This is a genomic window from Roseofilum acuticapitatum BLCC-M154 (assembly GCF_030068475.1).
GTDB classification, from domain to species: domain Bacteria; phylum Cyanobacteriota; class Cyanobacteriia; order Cyanobacteriales; family Desertifilaceae; genus Roseofilum; species Roseofilum acuticapitatum.
The window spans coordinates 36,006-60,346 of record NZ_JAQOSP010000134.1 but is presented as its reverse complement, the minus strand read 5'-3'; the positions used below and the strand labels follow the sequence as shown (position 1 = coordinate 60,346).

Annotated in this window: 18 protein-coding genes; 8 read left to right on the top strand and 10 right to left on the bottom strand. The window is 43.5% G+C overall.

The genetic code is table 11. The features are described from left to right. The first annotated feature begins 179 nt into the window (after positions 1 to 179). Together PMG71_RS21230 and PMG71_RS21225 are read left to right on the top strand one after the other, a co-directional pair. A complete protein-coding gene (locus PMG71_RS21230) occupies positions 180 to 383 on the top strand; it encodes a phycobilisome linker polypeptide (protein WP_283755732.1) in 204 nt (67 codons plus the stop codon). 152 nt (positions 384 to 535) lie between these two features. Beyond that, complete coding sequence (locus PMG71_RS21225; RefSeq protein WP_283755731.1) at positions 536 to 1,711, top strand: FtsW/RodA/SpoVE family cell cycle protein; 1,176 nt, start codon at positions 536 to 538, stop codon at positions 1,709 to 1,711. 10 nt (positions 1,712 to 1,721) lie between these two features. Here the strand turns inward: PMG71_RS21225 and PMG71_RS21220 are convergent, their stop codons facing one another. Further along, positions 1,722 to 6,923 carry a response regulator gene (locus PMG71_RS21220; protein ID WP_283755730.1) on the bottom strand — a complete coding sequence of 1,734 codons (5,202 nt, stop codon included), beginning with the start codon at positions 6,921 to 6,923 and terminating at the stop codon, positions 1,722 to 1,724. Positions 6,924 to 7,148: 225 nt separating this feature from the next. On the opposite strand from PMG71_RS21220, the gene PMG71_RS21215 reads away from it, so the two are divergent. Further along, positions 7,149 to 9,116, top strand: a complete 1,968-nt coding sequence (locus PMG71_RS21215) for a response regulator (RefSeq protein WP_283755729.1) — start codon at positions 7,149 to 7,151, stop codon at positions 9,114 to 9,116. Positions 9,117 to 9,135: 19 nt separating this feature from the next. After that, complete coding sequence (locus PMG71_RS21210; RefSeq protein ID WP_283755728.1) at positions 9,136 to 11,064, top strand: response regulator; 1,929 nt, start codon at positions 9,136 to 9,138, stop codon at positions 11,062 to 11,064. On the opposite strand, the gene PMG71_RS21205 is transcribed toward PMG71_RS21210, so the two are convergent. Next, entirely contained in the window at positions 11,026 to 11,487 is a 462-nt protein-coding gene (locus PMG71_RS21205) for an Lrp/AsnC family transcriptional regulator (RefSeq protein WP_283755727.1), read from the bottom strand. The genes PMG71_RS21210 and PMG71_RS21205 overlap by 39 nt on opposite strands. Before the next feature lie 134 nt (positions 11,488 to 11,621). On the opposite strand from PMG71_RS21205, the gene PMG71_RS21200 reads away from it, so the two are divergent. Then, positions 11,622 to 12,248: a LysE family translocator gene (locus PMG71_RS21200; RefSeq protein WP_283755726.1), complete on the top strand. Its 627-nt coding sequence runs from the start codon at positions 11,622 to 11,624 to the stop codon at positions 12,246 to 12,248. Here PMG71_RS21200 and thyX read toward each other — a convergent pair. Together thyX and PMG71_RS21190 are read right to left on the bottom strand one after the other, a co-directional pair. Next, the gene (gene thyX, locus PMG71_RS21195; protein WP_283755725.1) at positions 12,237 to 12,959 is read right to left on the bottom strand and encodes an FAD-dependent thymidylate synthase; all 723 of its coding nucleotides are present in this window, start codon (positions 12,957 to 12,959) and stop codon (positions 12,237 to 12,239) included. The genes PMG71_RS21200 and thyX overlap by 12 nt on opposite strands. Before the next feature lie 87 nt (positions 12,960 to 13,046). After that, positions 13,047 to 14,450 (bottom strand): FAD-dependent oxidoreductase, encoded by a 1,404-nt coding sequence (locus PMG71_RS21190; protein ID WP_283755724.1) that lies wholly within the window; start codon positions 14,448 to 14,450, stop codon positions 13,047 to 13,049. Between the two features lie 277 nt (positions 14,451 to 14,727). Between PMG71_RS21190 and lepB the strand changes: the two genes are divergently transcribed. Then, positions 14,728 to 15,414 carry a signal peptidase I gene (gene lepB, locus PMG71_RS21185; protein WP_283755723.1) on the top strand — a complete coding sequence of 229 codons (687 nt, stop codon included), beginning with the start codon at positions 14,728 to 14,730 and terminating at the stop codon, positions 15,412 to 15,414. Between the two features lie 151 nt (positions 15,415 to 15,565). Here the strand turns inward: lepB and PMG71_RS21180 are convergent, their stop codons facing one another. After that, positions 15,566 to 16,177, bottom strand: a complete 612-nt coding sequence (locus tag PMG71_RS21180) for a hypothetical protein (RefSeq protein WP_283755722.1) — start codon at positions 16,175 to 16,177, stop codon at positions 15,566 to 15,568. A 236-nt stretch (positions 16,178 to 16,413) separates the two neighbouring features. Beyond that, a complete protein-coding gene (locus PMG71_RS21175) occupies positions 16,414 to 16,581 on the bottom strand; it encodes a metallothionein (protein ID WP_283755721.1) in 168 nt (55 codons plus the stop codon). Positions 16,582 to 16,712: 131 nt separating this feature from the next. Between PMG71_RS21175 and PMG71_RS21170 the strand changes: the two genes are divergently transcribed. Further along, positions 16,713 to 17,087, top strand: coding sequence for an ArsR/SmtB family transcription factor (locus PMG71_RS21170; RefSeq protein ID WP_283755720.1), 375 nt, complete (start codon positions 16,713 to 16,715; stop codon positions 17,085 to 17,087). Positions 17,088 to 17,108: 21 nt separating this feature from the next. After that, the gene (locus PMG71_RS21165) at positions 17,109 to 17,660 is read left to right on the top strand and encodes an ExbD/TolR family protein (RefSeq protein ID WP_283755719.1); all 552 of its coding nucleotides are present in this window, start codon (positions 17,109 to 17,111) and stop codon (positions 17,658 to 17,660) included. Between the two features lie 24 nt (positions 17,661 to 17,684). Here PMG71_RS21165 and PMG71_RS21160 read toward each other — a convergent pair whose 3' ends face one another. The 4 genes from PMG71_RS21160 to PMG71_RS21145 form a co-directional block, all read right to left on the bottom strand. Then, a complete protein-coding gene (locus tag PMG71_RS21160; RefSeq protein ID WP_283755718.1) occupies positions 17,685 to 18,233 on the bottom strand; it encodes a hypothetical protein in 549 nt (182 codons plus the stop codon). A 131-nt stretch (positions 18,234 to 18,364) separates the two neighbouring features. After that, a complete protein-coding gene (locus PMG71_RS21155) occupies positions 18,365 to 19,348 on the bottom strand; it encodes an RNA polymerase sigma factor, RpoD/SigA family (protein WP_283755717.1) in 984 nt (327 codons plus the stop codon). A gap of 612 nt (positions 19,349 to 19,960) precedes the next feature. Next, entirely contained in the window at positions 19,961 to 21,064 is a 1,104-nt protein-coding gene (locus PMG71_RS21150; protein ID WP_283755716.1) for a hybrid sensor histidine kinase/response regulator, read from the bottom strand. 15 nt (positions 21,065 to 21,079) lie between these two features. Continuing rightward, positions 21,080 to 24,259 (bottom strand): PAS domain-containing protein, encoded by a 3,180-nt coding sequence (locus PMG71_RS21145; protein ID WP_283755715.1) that lies wholly within the window; start codon positions 24,257 to 24,259, stop codon positions 21,080 to 21,082. Between the last annotated feature and the right edge of the window lie 82 nt (positions 24,260 to 24,341).

The following is a 24,341-nucleotide window of genomic DNA, read 5'->3' as shown; positions in this document are numbered from 1 at the left end:
GAGTCTGGGAAGTCGAGGGTAAGTCCTAGACTGTTACAAGCCTAATCGAGAGAAAGGGTTTGTCTCGGTAGTCAATTACCGATCGCAATGGTCTAGAATTGGCTCTTGACTCCCAGATTTTGGAGGTTTTTGATACCATTTTTTCTGAGTTTTTGAATCACAATAGGAGAAGTTAGCCCATGCGGATGTTTAAAGTAACGGCTTGTGTGCCGAGTTTAAGCAGAATTCGGACGCAACGAGAACTCCAAAATACCTACTTCACAAAGTTGGTTCCCTATGATAACTGGTTTCGCGAACAACAGCGAATTATGAAAATGGGTGGAAAAATCGTTAAGGTGGAGTTGGCAACTGGTAAGGTGGGAACCAACACAGGTTTACTCTAATCTATATCGGTTGCGCTCTGGATGGGGGTTTATCCTACTGATAGAGCAATTCAAAGAGTTTTCTAACAGAGCAAAAGTAAGGGTTTAAACTTTACTTTTGCTTTGTTGTTTGTTAGAGTCCATGGAGAATTGGGTTTTATAACGACAAGTCATTGAACGTTCAACAGTTAATTCCTTGGATTGACCCCTCAGTGAAGGAATGGGCAATAGAAGCGAGGCTATTGCGGTGGTTAACATTCCTTTGGTTATCGGTTGGGTTGGTGATGCTATTTTCTGCATCCTATCCCCTGGCGAATAATTACTATGGGGATGGGTTTTATTATGTGAAGCGGCAAATGGCTTGGGCGCTGTTGGGCTGTGTGGGATTTAATTTCATGGTTCATACGCCCTTGAAGTCGATGATGAGAGTCTCCCAATGGTTTCTGCTGTTGTTTCTGGGGTTGATTGGGATAACGGTGCTTCCGGGATTGGGGACGACGATTAATGGGGCAACACGCTGGTTATCTTTGGGGGCGTTTCCGATACAACCTTCGGAGTTGATTAAGCCGTTTTTGGTGTTGCAGGGGGCGCAAGTTTTTGGTTTATGGCCGTCGTTGAAACCGGTGATTCGCTGGCGATGGTTGGGGATTTTTGGGGCGGTGTTGGTGGGGATTTTGCTGCAACCGAATTTGAGTACGGCGACGTTTTGTGGAATGACGTTATTTGCGATCGCCCTGGCTTCGGGTTTACCCTATCGTTCTCTGTTAATGACAGGGGGTGTGGGCTTGGGTTTGGGGATGTTGAGCTTAGGGATTAATGGGTATCAACGGCAGCGAATCATGACATTTTTAGATCCTTGGGCCGATCCGATGGGGAATGGTTATCAATTAACTCAGAGTTTGATGGCGATCGGCTCAGGAGGCTTTTGGGGAATGGGGTTAGGACTCTCTCAACAAAAATGGTTCTATTTACCGATTCAGTACACGGATTTTATTTTTGCGGTCTATGCTGAGGAGTTTGGCTTGGTGGGGAGTTTGCTGTTGTTGTTGATGCTGGGGGTGTATGCGACTCTGGGCTTAATGGTGGCGCTCAAGTGTACGGATAAGTTCCATCGTTTAATTGCGATCGGCGCTACTTTTTTGCTGGTGGGGCAATCGCTAATTAATATTGGGGTGGCGACGGGAGCGCTTCCCACTACGGGTTTACCGCTACCGATGTTTAGTTATGGTGGTAATTCGATGATTGCTAGTTTGTTGTCTGCGGGATTGTTGGTGCGAGTGGCGAGGGAGAGCCGTCAAGCGCCTGTGGTGTCTCTTGATGCTCGTCGCCGGGCCTCTCATTCTGGCTAGGGCATTCTTTTCAGGGCAGAAAAGGGGCGATCGCCTCACAAATGGCTTCAAACTCAAAGTGATGGACGCGCTTCATTAACCACTCGGTGATGTGTGGATTGTCAATTTCTGCACTCAGATCAAGAATTGAGTCTTGATCGGCTTCAATGGAACTTTGGTGAAGGGCTAATAAGCATTCAGTCGATAAGGTTTTCCAGGGCAAACTGATGGAGGAGAGGCTTACAGCAGAGTGTAGGCTTTCTAGGTGTTCCAGGGTTGATTCCAGGGGAGAAGTTTCATACAGATAACGAGCGCCCAGATAGTGAGCTATTTTTTCTAACAGCACTTGTTCGTGAAAGGGTTTGCTAATAAAGTCATCACATCCAGCCGCTAAAACCTGTTCTCGATCCTCCTCAAAGGCATGAGCAGTAAGCGCCATCACTACGGTGGCTTGACCTTGGATAGTTGATTTAATCTGATGGGTGGCATCTAAGCCATTGAGAACAGGCATCCGCATATCCATGAGGATCAGATGGGGTTGCCAACTTTGCCAAAGGGCGATCGCTTCTTGTCCATTTTCAGCCGCCTGCACTTCAAACCCGACATGAGTGAGCAAATGCAGCATTAATAAGCGCTGATCCCGTTCATCATCAACCACTAAGATCCGATAAATGGGCTGATCGGGAGCTAACCCAATGATGGTTTGTTGAGGACGATGAGACATAATCGATTCAGCTTGACCAAGGGGTAACGGAATCTCAAAAAAGAAGGTACTCCCTACTCCTACCGTTGAGTCTACCCTTAATTGACCTCCCATTAACTCAACGAAATGTTGACTAATGGCTAATCCTAATCCTGTCCCTTCTTGATCGTTGTGACAGAAATCAGAAAGGGGAGCCGATCCCTTACTTTGCACAAAAGGCTTAAACAAAGTTTCTATATTGTCCGGGGCAATTCCTATACCGGTATCAATTACCTTAAATTGAACCTTATCGCGATCGGGATGGTTAGCAGATCTATCCGATCGCGTCACTTCTAGGGTAACAGAACCTTGAGAGGTAAATTTAATCCCATTATCCACCAAATTCAGCAGAACTTGCCCTAATTTTTTCCGATCTCCATGAACATATTGATGCACTCTTTCTCTAACTTGTATTTTTAATTCTAATCCCTTCAGTCGGGCTTTAAGTTGCAATATACTTTTTAAATTTTCCAGCACTTTGAGTAAATCAAAATCAGTGGTATTTAGGTCAACTTTACCAGATTCTATCCTCGACATTTCTAGCACATCATTGATTAAATTAAGCAGATGTTCGCCACTTTGATTAATAATCTTCAATTGCTCTTGCTGAGTTCCAGATAAGGAGCCATCGCGCCCCATGACTTGGGCAAACCCTAAGATCGCGTTGAGAGGAGTGCGAAATTCATGACTCATTTTAGCTAAAAAAGCACTTTTAGCTCGATTGGAAGCATCAGCATTTTCTTTGGCTATTTTTAACTCTTCTGATTTCTTCTGAATTTGATCGACTAATTGCCATTGTTGAATGGCGATGCTGAGACAATTTGCAATATATAGGGCTATTTTAATTTCATTTTCTTGCCATTCACGAGCCGATCGATTTTGATAGATTCCCAATAATCCCCAGAGCTTGTTAGAGGAAAATAAAGGAATTATCAGATAGGATCTAGCTTGCATTTTTTCCACAAACTTCAGATAATCAACTTCAAAACCGGCTTGATAAATATCTGTCATGCATAAATATTGCCCCTGACGATCGGATTGTTCTAAGGAAATGCATTTCAAAGGATAAGGGCATTGACTGGGAGTATCAAGCCAATGCTTAATTGCACAACTTTCATCGATAATGAGTTCTGACGGGCAAGAAAGTTGAATTTGCAAATCTAATAAAGAAGTCCATCCTGAAGAGAATGAGTCCGCAATAAATTGACCACTAAAGTTAGGGTTTAGTTGATAAATTGCGACCCGATCGCTATCAAATAACTGGCGGATTTCATCGGTTGTTAATTTTAAGGTTTTATCGAGATCCAATATTTGTTGTATGTGAGATAATATTCTCGCAATAGACCGCTCTTGTTGGGCGATTTTTTCTAATTTTTTTTCCGAAATATTCCGTTCTAGTTCTGCTTCGGATCGAGCTACAAATATATCGATAATAACTTGTTTTTGATCGTCTATATTTAATGATTTTGTGTCTAAAATGGACAGGTAACCAATGATTTTTTGGTGGGTATCTTTTAAGGGAATTCCCAAATAGCTTTGAGCATTTAACTGAGTAATTAGGGGATGATTTCCAAAGCGATCTTGTAAGTTATCGGGATAATATACCGACTCTCCAGATAACAGTCGATCGCAGGGGGCATTAATTGTTTCAAATTGCTCAATTCTCTGAACTTCTTTACCATTCCAGAAGGCTAAAATATCAACTTTATGAAACTGGGAATCACAGACTTTAGCAAGCAAGGCATATTTAACTTGTAAAATATTAGCTAAATATTGAGTACAACTCTCGAAAAAGTTGTTGCCTGTAGCAGAGGCAATGCCTTGGGAAATTAACTTTAATGCTAACTCTCGCTGCTTTTGAGCGGTGATATCTACACCAAAGGCTTGAATATCGACTAAAATTCCCCAACGGTCAACAATGGGTTGATTCGTCCACCGTAACCATCTGTGTTCTCCTGTCCCTGAGCGATACTCGTATTCCCAAGTTTTAGGATTTAGGGTGGTTAAGAGTTCTAGGATGTTATTTTCAAGGTCTTGTATAGATTTGGAGTTAACTAGCCATGAGTTCAGTTTTTTGCCAATTAAATCCCCAGGATTTTGATGAAAAAAATGACAGAAATACTGATTAACAAATGTCAGTTCGGTGTTGGGTTTCCAGCGACAAATTAAAACATCTTTTTGGACTTCAATAAGTTCGCGATATCGCCTTTCATTTTCTTTGATCTCCCATTCTATTTTACGAGTTTCTGTAATGTCTTCGACGAGGGCAAAAATAAATTGGATTTTCTGGTGTTCTTGAACGGGTGAAAGGGTTACTCTTCCCCATCGGATTTCGCCATTGTGGTGAACATAGCGTTTTTCAACTTGATAGGATTGAATTCTACCGAGTAATAAGTTTTGAAAATCGGGGTCATCTAGATTGTCATCGGCATAAATTATGTCGTGAATAGGACGGTTTTGAAGGTCTGTTGAGGGATAGCCGAGGAAGGATTCAAAGGCGGCATTGGTTTGTAAAATATGACCTTCTAAGGTGGTAATATATATGCCAATTCCTGCTTGTTCAAAAATGGCTCGAAAACGGGCTTCACTTTGTTGAAGGGCAGTGGTTATGGTTTCTAGGGGAGTGATATCCCGGACAACTAAGAGGATGGTTTTGTGAGATAGGGGGGAAATTTTGCCTGAAAACCACATGCGTCGATCGCCGATGTTGAGATGATATTGAAGGGTTTGGGTTTCTCCGGTGGCGATCGCCTGTCGAATCGCTCTTAGGTGTTCATCGGCTTCGGCTTGGGGTAAACAGTCATATAAACTCTTGTGTAATTTATTTTCTGGGGGTTCCTGGAGAAAGAGGGGATTATTGGTCATAAATTTCAGACAAATTCCCTCCTGGTTATAAACCATGATCAGATCGTCCATAGCCATGAGCATCGCTCTTTGTTCGGCTTCAATCTGTTTCTGATGTAGGATGGTTCCCAGTTGGGAGGCGATCGCCGAAGCAAAAGCTAACAGTTGATGGGATTGATGGTGAAACTCTAAGGTCGAGATTCCTGACAAAAACAGCACTAATACTGCCACCACCTGTTCCTGCTGTCCATCTCCTGAGACCGAAAGAATCGGAATCCATAACCCTTGCTGGATATGACACAGAGCCGCTAAATCCAGTTGTTGACAAATTTCTGGCGATCGCTGGGGAACATCCGGCACATATTCCGCCTTTCCAGTTGCCCAAACATTCCCCAGTAAGCCCGTTCCACTGCTCCAAATCTGCTCTTGACGACCCAGACGAAACCGCTCTAAATGGCTCAATACCTCTGGAGGCTCCTGTTTATGGCAATGCCAAGCAGGACTCAGGGTTAACGTCTGACCATCAGGACTCGGAAGCCAAACTTCACCATAGCTCCAACCACTAGCTTCACAGAGATGTTCCAGAGCGGATTGCAAAGCGCTGTCAAAATCCGGCGATCGGCTAATTGCTTGAGTCACCTTCAGTAATAATTGGGTCTCTTCTTCCGCCTGTTTCTGTTTCAGAGCCGTTTGTCGAATCCCGATCCACTTACCCAACCCTTGAGCCATCAGCTCCACAATATCCTGCGCTTGAGTATCAAATCCCTCCAGGCGATCGTGAGTTGAGCCAAAGATCAAAATCCCATACAGTTCATCCCTTACCCAAATCGGCGTGCCCATAAACGACTTCAACAGACAGCACCCCAAATTCAAAGACTTAAGAGACCTCAACCCCCGATGGATTTCTTCATGGGTAACCGTTTTTTGGCGGCGAACTACCCAATCCAAATCAGTATCCTGAACCCTCAGCTCCCAGGATGGACTCATGCTATCAAACGTTGATTCCAGGGCATCAATCACATACAAATCCCCTTCCAGATGACCCATCAAACCCACTGAACACCCAAAAATAGAACATCCCGTTTGCAGATAATCTCGAAACAAAGCTTCTATGGTTCGATACTGAGAAGTATTTAAACGATGGATCTGTTTGAGATGGACACTAAAGCACTCCAGTTTAGCTTCCATCAACCGGCGATATTCAATTTCTTCTTGCAACCGTAAATTCTGGGTCAGCAGTTGTTTTTGGGTCTGAGACGCTCGGATATGATAGTCAATCCGAGCCAGCACCTCAGATTTCAGAAAAGGTTTCGTCACATAATCAACTGCCCCAACTTCAAAAGCTCTAGCCTTATCAATTTCTTCACCTAGGGCACTAATAAAAATAATTGGGATATCCTGAGTTAACGGATCGCCTTTGAGCAAAGCACAAACTTGATAACCATCAAGTTCTGGCATTAAAATATCGAGTAAAATCAAGTCAGGTAGCATTGCCTTAGCACCTGATATTGCCAATGCACCTGTAACCGCCGATCGCACCTTATAGCCCTCTTGACTGAGCATCTTAGCAAACAAATGCAGGTTTGCTGGGATATCATCGACAACAAGGATATTGGGTTTAACCGGGACAGGTTCCTGCTTAATCATTAGCGATAGGTCAGACAATGAATGCAAAATGGGAATTGGATTTGAGAAACAGAAACAGAGCCATCATGAGTCTAAAGTTATTTTTGATTCATACTAACCCTGTGATTATCCTTCATTGTAAGTCTCTATGGATATTTTTGCCATAAATAGGCTGATCCTTGGGAGTAAAGGAAGAATTCCCCTATAAAGGTTCTGTTGTTTAAAGATCAATCGAGGGCTAATTTTATGACTTCTAATCGAGCGATCCTCTGTGTCGATGATGAGCCAAGTATTTTAGATAGCTTAAAGCGACAACTGAAAACTTGGTTAACATCAGGTTACTTCATTGAACAAGCTGAAAGTGGCATGGAAGCTCTAGAAATTGCCGAGGATTTTTTACTGGATAAAATTGATATTGCTTTAATTATATCCGATCATATGATGCCGAAAATGTCTGGGGATGAACTCTTGATCAGAATTCATGAATTATCTCCTAAAACATTAAAAATCTTATTGACCGGTCAAGCCAGTGCTGATGTAGTTGGAAGAGTCGTTAATCATGCTAAATTATACCGTTATATTTCCAAACCCTGGGATGGGGAAGATTTAAAGTTAACCGTGATTGAGGCATTACGCAGCTACGATCAAGATCAAAAATTAGCGCGACAAAATAAAAAATTACAACTGATTAACTCCGAACTAACAGAGCTGAATCAGGATCTGGAGAAAAAAGTCTATCAAAGAACTCAAGAATTAGAATTTGCCAAACAAACCGCAGAATTAGCCAATCGGGCTAAAAGTGAGTTTTTGGCAAACATGAGTCATGAGCTAAGATCGCCTCTGAATGTAATTTTGGGCTTTTGCCAATTAATGGAGCGTTCCCTTTCTTTGCCCTCAGAACATCAAGAAAATGTCCGCATTATGAATCGCAGTGGACAGCATCTCTTAACCTTAATTAATAATGTTTTAGACTTGTCTAAAATCGAATCGGGGAGAATGACCTTAGAGGAAAGTTGTTTTGATTTCATGAGAATGATTAATGATTTAGAAGATATGTTTAAACTCAGAGCAGAACAGAAACAGATAGAATTACTTTTTTCCATTTCTCCCCAAGTACCTACCTATATTTGTGCCGACCAAGTTAAATTACGCCAAATTTTAATTAACTTACTCAATAATGGACTAAAATTTACCCAAAAAGGCCAAGTCATTCTCCGAGTTTTACAGATCGATACTCCGCCAGCACCATCTGCCAAAAAAGTGGTTTTGCAAGTGGAAGTAGAAGATACAGGGCCGGGAATCGATCCGGAAGACCAGCCCAAACTATTTGAAGCCTTTGTCCAAAGTAAAACGGGAAAAGTTTCTCAAGAGGGAACCGGTTTAGGCTTGACTATTGCCCAAAAGTTTGTGCAGTTAATGAATGGTACAATTACCCTTGAAAGTCAAGTCGGTTATGGCAGTAAATTTCAGTTTACTATTGAAGTGTCTAGGGTGGATTCAGAGCAAATCACTCCTAGCCTTGGAAACTCTAGAGTCGTGGGTTTAGCTCCAGAACAGCCCATCTATCGGATTTTGGTTGTAGACGATCAATGGGAAAATCGCCAACTTTTGTTACATTTTTTAGCCCCCATTGGTTTTGAAGTCCAAACAGCAGAAAATGGCTCCCAAGCGATCGCCATTTGGGAAACTTGGAAACCCCACTTAATTTGGATGGATATTCGGATGCCGGTCATGAATGGCGAGGAGGTGACTAAGTATATTAGAGCCAATACACCCTCTACGGATCAAGCCCCCATTATTATTGCCTTAACCGCAAGCATCTTAGAACAGGAAATCGAGCATATACGGAAGGTAGGGTGTAATGATTGTGTACTGAAACCCTTCACAGAGGATCTGATTTTTGAAAAAATTGCCCAATATTTAGGGGTACGTTATATTCATAGCTATCATTCAGAAAAACCGAGGCAAGCGTCCATTACGGATTCTGTATCCCCATTTATTCTTAAAGCCGATAGTCTCAAGGTCATGCCCCATGAATGGCGAAAGCAGTTGTACGATGCTGCTGATGCGATTGATGACGATCTGCTTTTACAGTTAATTGCTCAAATTCCAGAGCAACAGTTTTCTCTGGCTAAAGCGCTCACTGATTTAGTCAAAAAATTCCGATGCGATCAAATTTTAAGTTTGATCGAAGAGATAGATAATTTAGATTAGGAGATGGTTTTTAAAAGCTGTGGATACTTATAAAGGTAATATTTTAATTGTTGACGATCAACTGGAAAATCTCCAGGTATTATCTCAAACTTTATCCGAAGCGGGATACAAAGTAAAGGGCGCGGTGAAAGGGGAAATGGCCCTAAGAGCTTCCCGATCCGGAAACTTGGATTTAATTCTTTTAGATATTAAACTACCTGATATGGATGGCTATGAAATTTGTCAGCAGCTTAAAGAAGATGAACAAACCCAGAATATTCCCATCGTGTTTCTCAGTGCCTTAGATGAAGTGCTGGATAAAGTGAGAGCCTTTCAAGTTGGGGGCGTAGATTATATCACCAAACCGTTTCAGGTAGAAGAGGTTTTAGCTCGCATTCAACATCAGTTGACGATTCGACGACTGCAAAATCAACTACAAGAGCAAAATAAAACCCTACAACAGGAAATTCAAGAGCGGAAAAAAGCTGAAGAAGAAGCGGCAGCAGCATCTAAGGCAAAAAGTCAATTTTTAGCCAATATGAGTCATGAACTTAGAACTCCTTTAAATTCTATTTTAGGGTTTACTCAAGTGATGCTTCGGGATTATCAAACGGATGATGAACAGCGAGAATATTTAGAGATTATCAATCGAAGTGGTGAGCATTTATTGGATTTGATTGACGATATTTTGGATCTCTCCAAAATTGAAGCTGGAATTATTCATTTAAACGAGAAGGATTTAGATCTTTACTCTTTATTAGATGGATTAGAGGATTTATTTCAAGTTAAGGCGGAATCTAAAAAGATCATCTTAGAATTTAATGTCGATCCACAAGTGCCCCAGTACATTCAAGCGGATGAGCAAAAGTTGCGGAGTTGCTTGATTAATTTAATTGGTAATTCTATTAAATTTACTGAAGTGGGTCGCGTGCAATTGAGCGTTAATGTAAAAACAAATCTAGATCGATCCGATCTTGAATTCCAGGTCAGTGATACAGGTCCAGGTATTTCTAAAGAAGAACAACAGGATTTATTTAAGGCTTTTGTACAAACTTCAACGGGGCTTAAATCAGCTCAAGGTAGTGGTTTAGGATTATCCATTACGCAGAAGTTTGTGCGTTTAATGGGGGGGGAGATTTCGGTTAGTAGTGAAGTGGGAATAGGAACTCTATTTACATTTTACATGCCCTTGAACCTAGGCAATCAATTTTCACCTTCATTCAAGGAACGGGATGATCTGCAAGTGACTCATTTAACTCCGGATCAAAAAAGTTATCGGATCTTAGTGGTTGATGATACCCCAGAAAATCGCAAGCTTTTGGTTAAGTTGCTCGACCCAGTGGGGTTTGAAGTGATGGAAGCCAGTAATGGTCAAGAAGCGATCGCGCTGTGGAGCAATTGGCAACCTGACTTGATTCTTATGGATACTCGGATGCCAGTTATTGATGGTTTAGAAGCAACTCGTATCATTCGAGAGCAAGAACAACAGAATGGTCTACAATCAACCGTGATTATTGCCCTAACTGCTAGTGCTTTTGAAGAGAGACGAGCAGAAATTATCCAAGCTGGTTCCGATGATTTTATTTGTAAACCCTTTAAGAGTCGGGTGATTTTTAATAGTTTATCCCGTTATTTAGATGCTTCTTATATTTATGAAACGATGCCCCAATCGAAAAGGAAGCTTAAAAAACATCGGAAACGCAGCGATCCCTTCTGGTTAGAAGAGTTTAATCAAGTTGCCCAAACCTGGATAGAAAATCTCTATTATGCAGCGAGAGAAGTCAATGAAGAACGGGTTGCTGAGTTGATTAAAGAGATCGCCCCCACTCATAAGGATTTATCTGAAGCTCTGACGATGTTGTTTGAAAATTTTCGCTTAGATATTATTATGCAAATCACTCAGGATTATTTGGAGCGCGATCGCCATAACTCATTCACTCCCCATAATTCCTCGTCTCGGAAGCGGTGATGAGAGAATAATAGAGGTGGAGGTTTGCCCAAATTGACTCAGTTGATTGATAATCTCCTCTAAGTGTGTCATCGAAGATACGGTCACTTCCATGAAGAATGAAACATTACCGGTAACATGGTGACAGGATCTCACTTCTGGTAAGGCTTGAATGACGGCTAAGATCTGCGGATATTGCTGGGGAGTTGTGGTTAGGGCAATGATGGCGGCAATAGGATAGCCCACTTTTTCTGGATGTACCTGGGCGTGGTATCCGGTAATGATACCTGTTTCTTCCATGCGCTTCACCCGTTCGGCGATCGCCGGAGCAGACAACCCCACCTTTCTCCCCAACTCGGCAAACGAGATTCTGGCCTCTACTTGCAGAATCTCTAGGATCTGCCATCCCGTCAAATCTAACAGTTTTTCAGAATCGAAAGTCATTTTTCTATTTTACCTTATATTATCCAAAAAATCAAGTCATTTACCTTTTATTTCCCCTTTAACTTCCCTTAAAACTTAGTTATTCTAAAGTACAGTAACCCAAAGTCATCAGAGAAACCGATTACTCATTACTCATGGCACTTGCAGTCATTCTCAAAGGATTAATCATCGGTTTTTCCATTGCTGCACCCGTTGGCCCCATTGGCATCTTATGTATCCGGCGCACCTTAAGCCAAGGCAGAATTGCCGGATTAATCTCCGGTTTAGGTGCAGCCACCGCCGATGGTTTCTATGGCTGTATTGCCGCATTAGGATTAACCTTTATCTCGAATCTCTTAATCGAACATCAAATTGGACTACGGCTGATAGGTGGACTTTTTCTCTGTTATTTAGGATGGCAAACCTTTCGCAGTTCACCTAGCGAACAAGCCGCTAAAATTGACGGTAAAACCCTATGGCGTGCTTATGTTTCCACCCTATTTTTAACCCTCACCAATCCCCTCACCATTCTCTCCTTTGCTGCCATTTTTGCCGGACTTGGAGCCGGAAATACCTATGGACAAGGATTAGCACTTCTGCTCGTGTTAAGTGTCTTTTCTGGGTCAGCACTCTGGTGGTGTGTTCTGGTTACTGGTATTGGCTTCATGAAAGACAAAATTACTCCCCATCGTTTGCGCTGGATTAACCGTATTTCCGGCATTATTTTATCCGGATTTGGATTACTTGCCTTCTGGAGTATCATCTTTAAATTAGGGGGATAGCTTCGCCTTTTTCAGCCGATTTTTCTCATACCATTTTGCCACTTCAGGCATCCAACTTTGGAAATGGGGAAAGATATGTTCGCAAAGTTTTTGGCATTCTAGTTGAGCATCAAGCTTATATCTTAAGTCTAACAAATGCATCAGCGATCGCCCATTCAAAGAGACCACAAAATGCTGCCTAACATCAAAAGGAATAATTCCCCGTGCATGTTCTTCCGATATCCCCATCTCCACCATTTGCTGATACCGTTTTGCGGCTTCCAAACACCATTCTAAATCTGATTGTCGCTGTTCTTCGGTATAGGTATAATGCTTGCCTTGACGATTACTATATTCTCCCACTGGACGCAGGTAAAACACCTCTTCAATCGATTTTAAACCCTGAGCCGCTTGTATAATTCGCGATCCTGTATATCTATTCGATTGTACATCGAATGAAATTCCGACCCGATGAGTCCGTACCTGTTGCATGACACTGTGGGGAAAATAACCACAATTCAAGACAATTTGAGGATGTTCTAAGGGGCCATAATGTCCCCGACCCCCGGATAATAAATGTTTAACAATCAGTTCTCCCGCTTTAGATTCATTCGGCCATTTTTCTCGTTCATCGTAAACTAGATTTTCACTATAATCTTGATGCATTGCTGCATAAATTACCTGTTGAGGATTGGGGGTTTGAGCAATGACTTCAACTCTAAATTTATCCATGATTGAGAAAATCAGATTAAGCCCGATCGAATTCTGGGAAATGACCGTCTTAGAATACCATAATTGTTAACCCTAATGATGAATCCTTTAACCTCGCTTCCAGGATAGCCACCACTTGAGAAAGGTTTGAGACCAAAAGGACTGATGAAATTGCTGAAGTTGCCAGCGATCGCCCACTCTCGTCAGCAGTTGTGATACACTGCCGAAGACTCCCGGACTATCCGGCAAAGCTTGCACCTTGATCTGATGATTAATCGCTAGACTCAAAGATTGAATAACTTCTTCTGCTCTAGTTCCCAAAACCGTTGCCCCCAAAATCCTACCATCGGGTTGCACAATCACTTTAATAAATCCAGTAACCTCTCCGGATAAAACCGCCGCCGGATTCATTTTTAGCTGCTCTTGAATCACCTGAACTTTATCCCCATATCGCCGTCTTGCCCCAGCTTCCGTTAACCCCACTCTAGCTAAGGTGGGCTTGCTATAGATGGTGTAGGGTAACTGCTGATAATCAAGGGTAAAGAAGGGTAAGAATAAAGCATTTTTTAGGGCAAGTTTCGCTTCATATAAGCTAATATGGGGCAAAGAATATCCCCCTAAAATATCCCCACAAGCATAAATCTTCGGGTTCGTAGTTTGCAGCTTATTATTCACCCTTAAATGCTGGTTAGTCCAGTCTATTCCCAGTAACTCCAAGGTGGGAGCAGGAAACGGCAGAGCAGGAGGAGTGACTAATAAGAGCTTATCAAAGGCGATCGCCCGATTACCGACTTGTAACCAAGTTTTGTCCTCAATCAGTCGCGCTTGAGTCACCTGAGTTTCCCCTAAAATCTCCACCCCCAGAGCCTCCAGTTGGCATTGAATCAGATCCGACACTTCCGGTTCTTCCTGGGGTAAAAGTCGCGAATTTTCCGTAATCAGAGTCACCTTAGACCCCAACTCTTGGAACAGGTGCGCCAGCTCAACGCCACAAGGAGCAGAGCCAATAATCGCCAAACAAGAGGGTACAGACTGCAAACTCGCCAAACTCTTAGGAGTCAGATAACCCGTACTCGCCAACCCCTCAATCTCCACCCTAGGATCAGTTGCAGGAGCCAACAAATAGGCACAAGAGAGCAAACGACGGTTCCTTAAAGCGACTGAAATTTGTCCCCCCTTTTCCTCAAACTCCGCCCCCTCGTAAATCAAATCAACCCCTAACTGCTCCAGAGCAGCAGGAGAATCAATCAACGCCAAAGTCTCCACCCCAACTTGTACCCATTGGCATAACCGTTCATAGGAGAGCGCCTCACCATCCCTCATCGGATACCGTCCATTTTGCCCCGATCGCAACGGCAGGGGCAACCTTAAGCAATCCTGGACAGTGTAGCTGTGAGAAGACTCTGGCGGCAAAATCAGGGCAACTCTGGCCCCGTATTGTGCCGCCATTACTGCCGCATAGGTTCCCGCAGGCGAACCCCCCCAAATAATCAGATCGTAATCAACAGACACAATAGGTAGCGATCGGATAAAGGAACTTTCCCAAACTTCTACACCTCAAATCAAGCTATACCGAATCCCAACCCCCTTGAACGACTGAGTAGGAAAAACAACTTGTACAAAGTAGATGACGGATTCAACACAAGTAGACAGAATAGGAAACTTATAGATAACATCGTTAGAACCTATTGTATTCTAGCAGTACACTAAAACAAGCTCCTAAATCATCAATAGGCACTATCTGCCTCTCAGCCTGTGCCTCTCCCTTGCTTCAACTTCGTCCTAACCTATGACTCGTGTGAATAAACCCAACTCTGACCAGAATACCAACCCAACTCCCGAAAATCCCTGGATTGAGGGACTCAAAACCATTGGACTGGCCGCCATTCTGGCCATTGGAATTCGTCATTTTGTGGCCGAAGCCCGTTATATTCCCTCCGGGTCAATGCTACCGACACTGCAATATGAACCCACCAACGATCGCCTCATTATCGATAAACTAGGCTATCGGTTTAGCGATCCCAAACGGGGAGATATCATTGTCTTTTCCCCCACCGACCGGATGAAGGAAAAAGACCCCAATTTCAAAGATGCTTTAATTAAGCGAGTCATTGGTTTACCGGGAGATAAAATTGAAATTGTCAGTGGGCAAGTTTACATCAACGATCGCCCCTTAGACGAGCATTATGTAGCCTCTAATATTAACCCCTCCGCCCAGATTACCGAAACCTCAGATCATCAATTTACCAGCATAGAAGTTTGCCCTCCCGATCAACAATTTCTCGATCAGCCTCAAATCGTGCCTCAAGACTCCTATGTGGTTTTAGGCGATAATCGCAACAGCAGTTATGATAGTCGCTGTTGGGGGGCCGTACCGCGCAAAAATATCATTGGTCGCGCCATACTTCGCTTTTGGCCCTTGGGACGCTTTGGAACCCTTGATGGAGTCCCCATTTATCCCGAAGGAGAAAGTTAATTCAGGCTCTAGGGGCGAATAATTACTTGTTCACCCCTACAACAGTTCTCTACAAAGTTTCTAACAGGGATTTTTCCCGATCGCCCACCCAATCCTTGGGTCTAGATAGAGGATATTTAGGCATCAAACGATTAATTGAATGATAAGGAGTTTATGCCCCCTGCAAAATGCCCAACAAACTCTTGAGCAAGGGGTCTAAATCATCAGGAACCTTAAATAAATTGAGATCCTGAGTCACTTGTTTAAGATCGCGATCCAATTGACCAAAACGCCACACATCCCCCATCGTCACCGCTCCATAGAATACGGCTTGTTCCTCAATATGCGACAGAGCAATTAACTCAACGGCTAATTGAGTAAATCCTCTGGTCAGGTCATCATTTTTGGCTTCAACCACCAGTAAATTATGAGTCGATCGCAACAGATAATCAAAATTACCCTTGAGCCAATTATTAACAGTTAAAGGATATTCAATCCGCATCTGACAATGGCAATAGCGGATCGTTTCTAGCAAGACTGGGGAAACCAGGGTTTCTCGTCTTGCCGTCTCATTACTCAAGCTAATAAAGGGTAAAGTCTCTTCAATGCGTTGCTTGAGTTCTGGTACGCGGTCTAGAGGTTGAGTGGTTTGGGGTAGAGAGAGACGGGATTTAACCAGAGTATAGTCAAACTCGGCTAAAATATCGTCGGCTTCATAGGGCAACTCAAAATAAGACCGAAAGGTGTAGGATTGCCCTTCCTGGAGAATTTTCAGTTTAGCCATAGCAACGCTGACTCCTGCCAATACAATACCCAATCATCGTAATGCCGTGACACAGCTAAAAATGTGCATTAGCGTAGGGTGGGTTAGGCGGCTAAAACCTAGACTGTGATAGCAATCTCTCAATCCGCCGTAACCCACCATTTTAGAGTTGTCACGGCAGTAGGGTCGGCAGGAGGATAAGCGATATCATTACAACTTCTACCCGCATACCCTGCCCAACTTATTCAGATTTTATACTATTTGTGACAATCACATCCCTCATGCCCACAGCCTGAACCATCAGGATGACCATTGGCACAAGCTTCACTACAATAAACTTGGCCGTTTTTCTTGACCCCAGTTGTCTCGTCAACCTTACAGCTACAAGACTCACAAGCACATTTGAGTTGGGTTGCAGTTGCCATAATTTTGTCTCCTTAACTTATATCTGAACAGATATTCATATGTTAGCACACAATAATTGAAAGATTGTTCAGATATTGTTAAATTTGAGGAAGCAACACAATAACGGTGTACTCACTCATTACTCAACTTCATGTCACAACCTCACTGCTCCCCCCACTGTCCCCCCGAAGACTTAGATACCGAACACCGCAAAGATTTAGAATCCCATCTTCTCCATCCCCGGAGAGCCACAAAAATGGCAGAATTCTTTAGTATCCTTGGAGACCCCAATCGCTTAAGAATCCTGTCCCTCTTAGCGACAGAGGAATTGTGCGTGTGTGATTTAGCCAGCACCCTAGAACTCACCGAATCCGCCGTTTCTCACCAACTGCGAATCCTCCGCGCTCACCGACTTGTCCGTTACCAAAAACGGGGCCGAAAAGTCTATTATTATCTAGACGATCGCCATATCCTCGATCTCTATCAGACTGTTGCCGAACACCTAGACGAAAGCGAATCAACCTGAAAACCGAGAAGCAACCACACTATGAAAATCAACTGGGATAATCCAAGTGAAGAAGCGCGGATCGAAGTGATCCCCCTCATTGATGTTATTTTCTGCATTTTGACCTTTTTTATCCTAGCGGCGGTGGGGTTGACGCGCCAGCAAGCAATTACGGTAGATTTGCCTAGTGCTGCCACAGGAACCACCCAAATGCAGGATATGCTGATCGTCAGTGTAGATACGGTCGGACAAACCTATATTGAACAGGAATTAGTGCCTAGGGATCAATTGCGGCAACGGCTGCTGGCCTATCAGATTCAGGCTCCCCAGGGCTTAATGGTGCTGTATGCCTCGAAAACCGCCCTTTATGAAGATGTTGTCCAAATTTTGGATTTAATGCGGTCTGTGGGCGGCGATCGCGTCGCTTTGGCCACCCTTCCCACAGGGGTGAGTGCCCCAGAAGTTCAACCCCCCGAAGCACCGAACCTAGATTTAGGCATTCCCGGTTTAACCCCCTTACCCACTCCCGTTCCTGCTCCCGAACCCCCCGCTACTGTCCCCCCAGCACCAGCGACTCCAGAGGCTCAGGAATAATCATCGGGGAATGGTCAAACAATATTAATTGTTAATGGTTAATTGTTGTACATCTTGACGACAGGTTTCTAGATAGCCAAGCTCATCATCCCTCAGTTCTGCAATGCGGTGCATACCTTGTGGCTTAAACTGGATGTTGAGAGCATCTGGACTAGAGGCGATCGCCACCGGTTCTAAAGCCATTTGATAGGGATAGGGAGTGCGATCGTAACTATCAATCACCGTCATCCCTAAGTGGTTAGGGCCAACTTGTCCATAGAAACAGTCAAAAGAAGAATTGGGAAGATATAAAGCCCCCAACAGCTTGTGCTGACGGGCTTCAAACACCATATAACCATGGCCGATCTGATCCAGTTGAGGAGATTCTCCATAGAAATAAACCCCATCTGGGAAGTGGGCAGTGGTTTCAGATGGAGAAGGAGCGATCTCAACACTCGAAGCCGTTTGAGACAGCGAGGGAGCGCTATTTCCGAAGGAGACTAAGAGCGTAACCATTAGAGGGGTTAGCACGGATGAGGAGTGTGCCAACGTTGAGGTTAAGCGTTGCATTTGAGATGAAAATAATTGAAGCACCCTAGTCTCCTCCTTTAAGAATAGATAGATATTAATCAGTGGGATCGGTTGACTTCCTTAGAAGCACCCATGGGGTTTCTTGGAGTTGAAACTGAGTGCTTCTGAGGTTTTCGGCAAAACACAACTAACCTTTAGCTGGCTAAATACTCGCGCACCAGACCCCGATGGCGACGCAAGTAGGTTAAGGCTTGTCGTTCCAATTGGCGGACGCGCTCCCGACTTAAACTCATGCGTTGACCCACTTGAGAGAGGGATAACTCATGACCATCTGTTAGTCCAAACCTTAAGTTCAATACCTCTCGCTGTTGAGGGGTGAGGTCGGCAATCAGATGGTGTAAGTCTTGGCGCAGGAGTTCTTGAGTGGCATAGTGTTCCGGAGAAATTCCGTCATCTTCCAAGAGTTCTTGGAGTTCCGTATCTTGGTTATCACCCACCCGTAGGTCTAGGGAGACCGGTTGACGGGAGAGGGTGAGGTATTCACGGATTTGAGCCGGTTTGAGGTCTAAAGCCTCAGCAATTTCCGTGGGAGTAGCACTGCGACCGAGTTGCTGGGAGAGTTCCCGTTGAATTTTCTTGATTTTGTTGAGTTTTTCGGTAATGTGGATCGGTAGGCGAATGGTTCGACCTTGTTGGGCGATCGCCCGCGTAATGGCTTGGCGAATCCACCAATAGGCATAAGTAGAGAATTTATAACCCCTCATGGGGTCAAACTTTTCCACTCCTCGCTCTAGACCGAGGGTTCCTTCTTGGATTAAATCCAGAAACTCCATATTTCGTTTCTGGTATTTTTTTGCGATCGCCACCACCAGACGCAAGTTCGCTTCAATCATTTTTTGTTTAGCTCGTTGACCTTGCTTAACAATCCGATCCAACTCTTGAGGATCTAATTGCACTAGATCCGCCCATTCCCGGTCACTGATCGAGCGATCGAGTTGAACTTCTTGTTTCTCCTTAACTTCAATCAACTGCATCATATGCTGAACCTGTTTACCCAAGACAATCTCTTGCTCATGGCTCAACAGGGGAATACGACCGATTTCATGGAGGTAAGTCCTTACCATATCTGCCGTATAGGTGGGGGTCTTAGTTTGTGTCTTGGTCTGTGTCTTGGTCATGGTTTTAGGCATAGGATTAAGTCGTCGTCAAGATCGGGGTTAAAGCTGAAAACTTGAGAGCCAAAAACCGTCTACTGAATTTCATAGACGTTTCCCGGACATCTATCTATATTGGGGGTATCTATTCCTAGGGTTCCCGATCCGTTGCCAAAACTTGACAACTCGGACTGGAGCAATCAGTTAATCGACCTTTTAGCCCCTGGTTCCGTTGGGATATTCCCTAACTTGAACGTCTCTTTCAAAGATGGGGTGAATTTCCGGCTGTTGTCTAACTTGCTTTGTTTCTAAGATAAGTTAAACTTCTACTTCAATACCTCCTCCTTTCAGGTGAACTTGAAGTTTCCTTTTCTTACGCCAATTAGACTAAGTTTTTTTACTTATTTGACTTACAGAAATTCATCTCTCTTGTCCATCTCTAGGATCGAATATTTTCCAGGATGTGTCAGTTCGGTTCATCATCGAAATTGCCGAACCTTGGCCGATGTGCTGGAATGACGAATTTTCTCCCTTTCAGTTCCTCAAACCCTCATGGGAAAGCTCTCAAGCCTTTCTAGACTTCATTTGTAGTATAGCGTAACTTGTCGATTAAATCAACCCCCCATCACCCTATCTCTACACCTCCAAAGAAGGCAACCGAACCCGAAAGGTTGTACCGACTCCCACCTGACTCGAAACCTCAATTGTTCCTTGATGACATTCCACAGCTTGCTTAACAATATACAAGCCGATCCCAGTACCCTTAATTTTGCCCACATTAGTCGCTCGTTCAAAGGGGCTATAGAGGTTGTCTAGATCTTCGGGGGGAATTCCAATCCCCCGATCCTTAACTTCTAAAAGAACCCCATCCGGTTGAGCCGTTAGAGTCAAGCGAACCTCTCCCCCTTCTGGAGAATATTTAATTGCATTAGAGAGTAAGTTATTTAAAATATGCTGAAGGATATCTTCATCAAGATATTGACACAAGTGTTCGGGATCATAGTCAAACTTTAACTCACATTTATGGTCAGCAATAATCTCGAAAAAATCCAATCTTTCTCGGCAAAACTTAACGATATCAATCGGCACAGGATTTAAGGGTAACTTCCCCGATTCTACCCGATCGATAGTTAGCATTTCCTCCAGTTGTAGAGTCATGTTTTTAATTGCAATTTGCATTCGATCGAACTGCTTACTTTTTTGAGATAGATTCAACTCATCTCCATATTGCCGCAAAATTTCTAGGGATACCAAAATATGAGTTAAAGGGGCCCGTAAATCATGGGAAATCATCGAGACAAAACGAGATTTCAGCTCACTGAGTTTTTTCTCCTGAAGCCAAAGAGATGCCATTTTGCGATCTTTTTGGTGTTTAGCTAGAGACAGGGCGATGGCGGATTTAATATCTTCTAGCTTTGCGGGTTTATTCAGGTATCCATAGGCCAAAGTTTCGGTGGCATCTTCCAAGGTTTTGGTATCACTAAAAGCGGTTAAATAAATAATGGGGATATCATAGTCTTGAAGGGCACGGGCAGCTTCAATTCCACTCATATCGCCTTGGAGCTTAATATCCATTAAAATCAAATTGGGCGGGTCATTGATAACCCGATCGATCGCTGCTTTACCGGTTTTAACAATTCCAGAAACTTCATACCCTAATTCTTTGATATTATCTGCTAAGTTATGAGCTGCGATTAACTCATCCTCGACAATTAAAATTTTTTTAACTAAAGCAGTCATAGTTCAATAATTTGATCAAGAACATTGTTTGAACTTTAAGTGAAAACCTGTTCCGTTTTTGGTTTCCACTTTAAGATCGGCATCTAACTGATCCGCTAGAATAGAGACTAAACGCATTCCTAGGGAAGGGGACTGTTGCCAGCTTACTCCAGAAGATAGCCCTACTCCATTATCAATAATCTTTAAATCCAGTTGTCTATTGTCAATTTCACGGAATTTAATCCACACGGTTCCCTTTCGATCGCCGGGAAAGGCATGTTTTAAGGCATTCGTGACTAATTCGTTGATGATTAAACCGGTGGGAATGGCGGTTTCTATGTTGACTTGGACGGGATCGGCTTCAATTTCTAGGTTAATCTGATTGGAGTGCATCCGATAGGAGGCAGAAATACTGAGAGCCAAACTATGGATATATTCGGCAAAATCGATCCGAGAGAGACTCTTAGAGCAATAGAGCTTCTCATGAATGAGAGCCATGGTTTTGAGGCGCTTTTGGCTATCGAGTAACAGCTCATTGAGACTCGGATCGCTGACTTGCCGAGATTGCATATCCAGTAAACTGTAGATGATATTGAGATTATTTTTGACTCGGTGATGGATTTCCCGCAACAAAACTTCTTTTTCAGCTAAGGAGGCTTTCAGTTGGGCTTCTGCTAATTTGCGATCGCTCACATCAAAGATCGCCCCATCAAGATAAACCAGCTCCTGTTGCTCATTCCAGACTCCTTGACCTTTCTCATAAACCCAACGGATGCTACCATCACGGGCAATCATCCGATACTCCAGCTCAAAGGGACAGTGTTGCTCTAAAGCTGAGTTTACTTGCTCTTGTACCCCAGCTAAATCCTCTGGATGCAGCAAGGCAGCTATCCCCGGTACTATCTGAGACATCATTTCCTGGGCACTGTAACCGGTAATCCCTTCAATCGCATCACTAATAAATTCTACAGTCCAATCTTCATTGGGTGAACAGCGATAAATCATCCCTGGGATGTGAGAAACCAAGGTACGGTAGCGCCTTTCATTCTCTTTCAAAGCCACTTCTACCTGTTTACGAGCAGTAATATCTTGAATGAGTCCAAAGAGTTTAATTACCTCTCCCTGCTCGTTAACAATGGGTTGTCCTTGGGCCCAAATATTACGCACTTCACCCCAAGGGCGAAGGATGCGTAATTCAAATGTATATTCCTGTCCTTGGGAAATGGCTTGCTCAACGATCGCCTGAAATTGACTGCGATCGTCGGGGTGATAGTGTTGAATATGTTGGGCATAGGTTGGGGGTTGATCCCAAGTCGGATCTTGACCAAAAATGCGAAAGACTTCATCTGACCAAAAAATTTCTTCAGCGATCAGATCGAATTCCCAGCTACCTAAACGAGCAGCTTGTTGGGACGCTGCCAGAAGTTGTTGACTTTTCTGTAGAGCAGCTTCGGCTTTTTGGCGATCGCGCAAATCGCGGGCGATCGCACAGCTATACTCTAACCCCCGATACTGAAAGAAATTGAGATTAATTTCTACAGGAATTTCCACACCCGATTGGCTCTGATAGATGGACTCAACCCGCATAAATCCGGAAGATTTGACCTGATGCCAGAACTTTGTCCAAGTGCAAGTGCCACAAGAGCGATCGATTTCCCCGATATTCATCTGCAACAATCGATCGCGGGAATACTCCAAGGTCTGACAAGCGCGATCGTTAACATAAATGAGTTGACCTCGATCATCAAGCAGCAAGACAGAATCCATGACCCGATTTAGGGTAAACTGAATTAACTTGAGGGTTTCGTCCGCCTGTTTTTCCTTAGTGATATTCTCGACGATGACAATCCCATGGGTAGGACTAACTGGGAGAGAGTTTACCAAAGCATTAGGGGTAGAAATGACTGAAGCAATCAGCTTTACCCACAAAAATTTTTGACTCTTATGAATACAGCGTTGTTTAACCTGAAAAGAGGGAATTTCCCCCTTCATTAATCGATTCAGCAGTGTCTGACCCAAGTGGCGATCGTCAGGGTGAAGTAAATCGACTAAAGTTAGGGATTGCAAGTCTACACTAGAGTAGCCCAACATGCGGCACAAAGAGAAATTAACCCGTTCTAAACCATACTCAAGATTGAGAATAGCAATCCCTAAAGGACTATCTTCAAAAATGTGACGAAACCGAACTTCACTTTGGCGCAAAGCATTTTCCATCTGATGGCGTTCAAGAATTTCCGCTTGCAGTCGATCGTTCACCTTTTGCAGTTCTTGGGTACGTTCTTCTATGGACAATTCCATCTGTTCATGGAGTGATTCTAGTCTGAGTTCTACCTGTTGTCGTTTTAAGGTATTGGCCAGTAATTCACTTGCCCATTTCAGTTGGCTAATCTGATCCTTTTGCCAAGTTTTAGCCTGTCGAACTGTGGAAAATCCCAGATATCCCCTTAAATGATCGTTGTCGATCAGGGGAAGCAGTAACAAAGATTGCGTTTGCATCGCAGAGGCGATCGCATGTTCAGCTTTGGCTTCTGGGGGAAAATCTTGTAAGCAATGAATGGGGATGACTTGCTGCTCCTCTAGATGCTTCATCCACCAAGGGGTAAATTCTACGGGAATTTGATGCCAGAGGGGGGGTAAGGGGCTAAGATCTCGATGATGCCACTGATAGCGGAGTTGGGCGATCTGGCGATCGCTCACTAAGTCAAATAAGTAAGCGCGATCGCATTGATAATATTGCGCCAAACGACCGATCGCCGCTTCTAGCGCCCGATCCAGTTCCCTAGAGTCTAAGCGCATAAACTGAGTACAGAGGCTACTGATTAAATGCTCAAATTCAATACATTCTTTCAGCTTCAGTTCTTGTTCTTTTTGGTCAGTAATATCCCGACTATAGATAATATCAGCACTTTCTTCTCCTAAAACTTGCCAACAATCCGTTGTTTTGATTCTCTTTTGTTGGTGATAAAGGCTTAAGCAGTGGACTTGAAATTCAGCTCCTTTTTCCAGCAAAGGAGGCCAGTTTTCTGGATTCAGATCCCGTTGAAGAAGCTTAGAGATACTCTGATGATGCCAGCAAGATAGGTTAGATAGGCAAATTTGGGCGGCGATCGCCTCTTGTATCCATTCTCCAATTCCAGGGGATAACTGTCCCTCTTGAAGATACTCCTGAAGGAAAATGGTATAACTTTCTATCCAATCCTCTGCCGATCTCGACATTTTCGATTTGCTATCTCCAGCCTAATTGATGGGTTATTCTCCCGTCGATCCTGTTTTTCTATTGTGCTATATAACCGGCAAT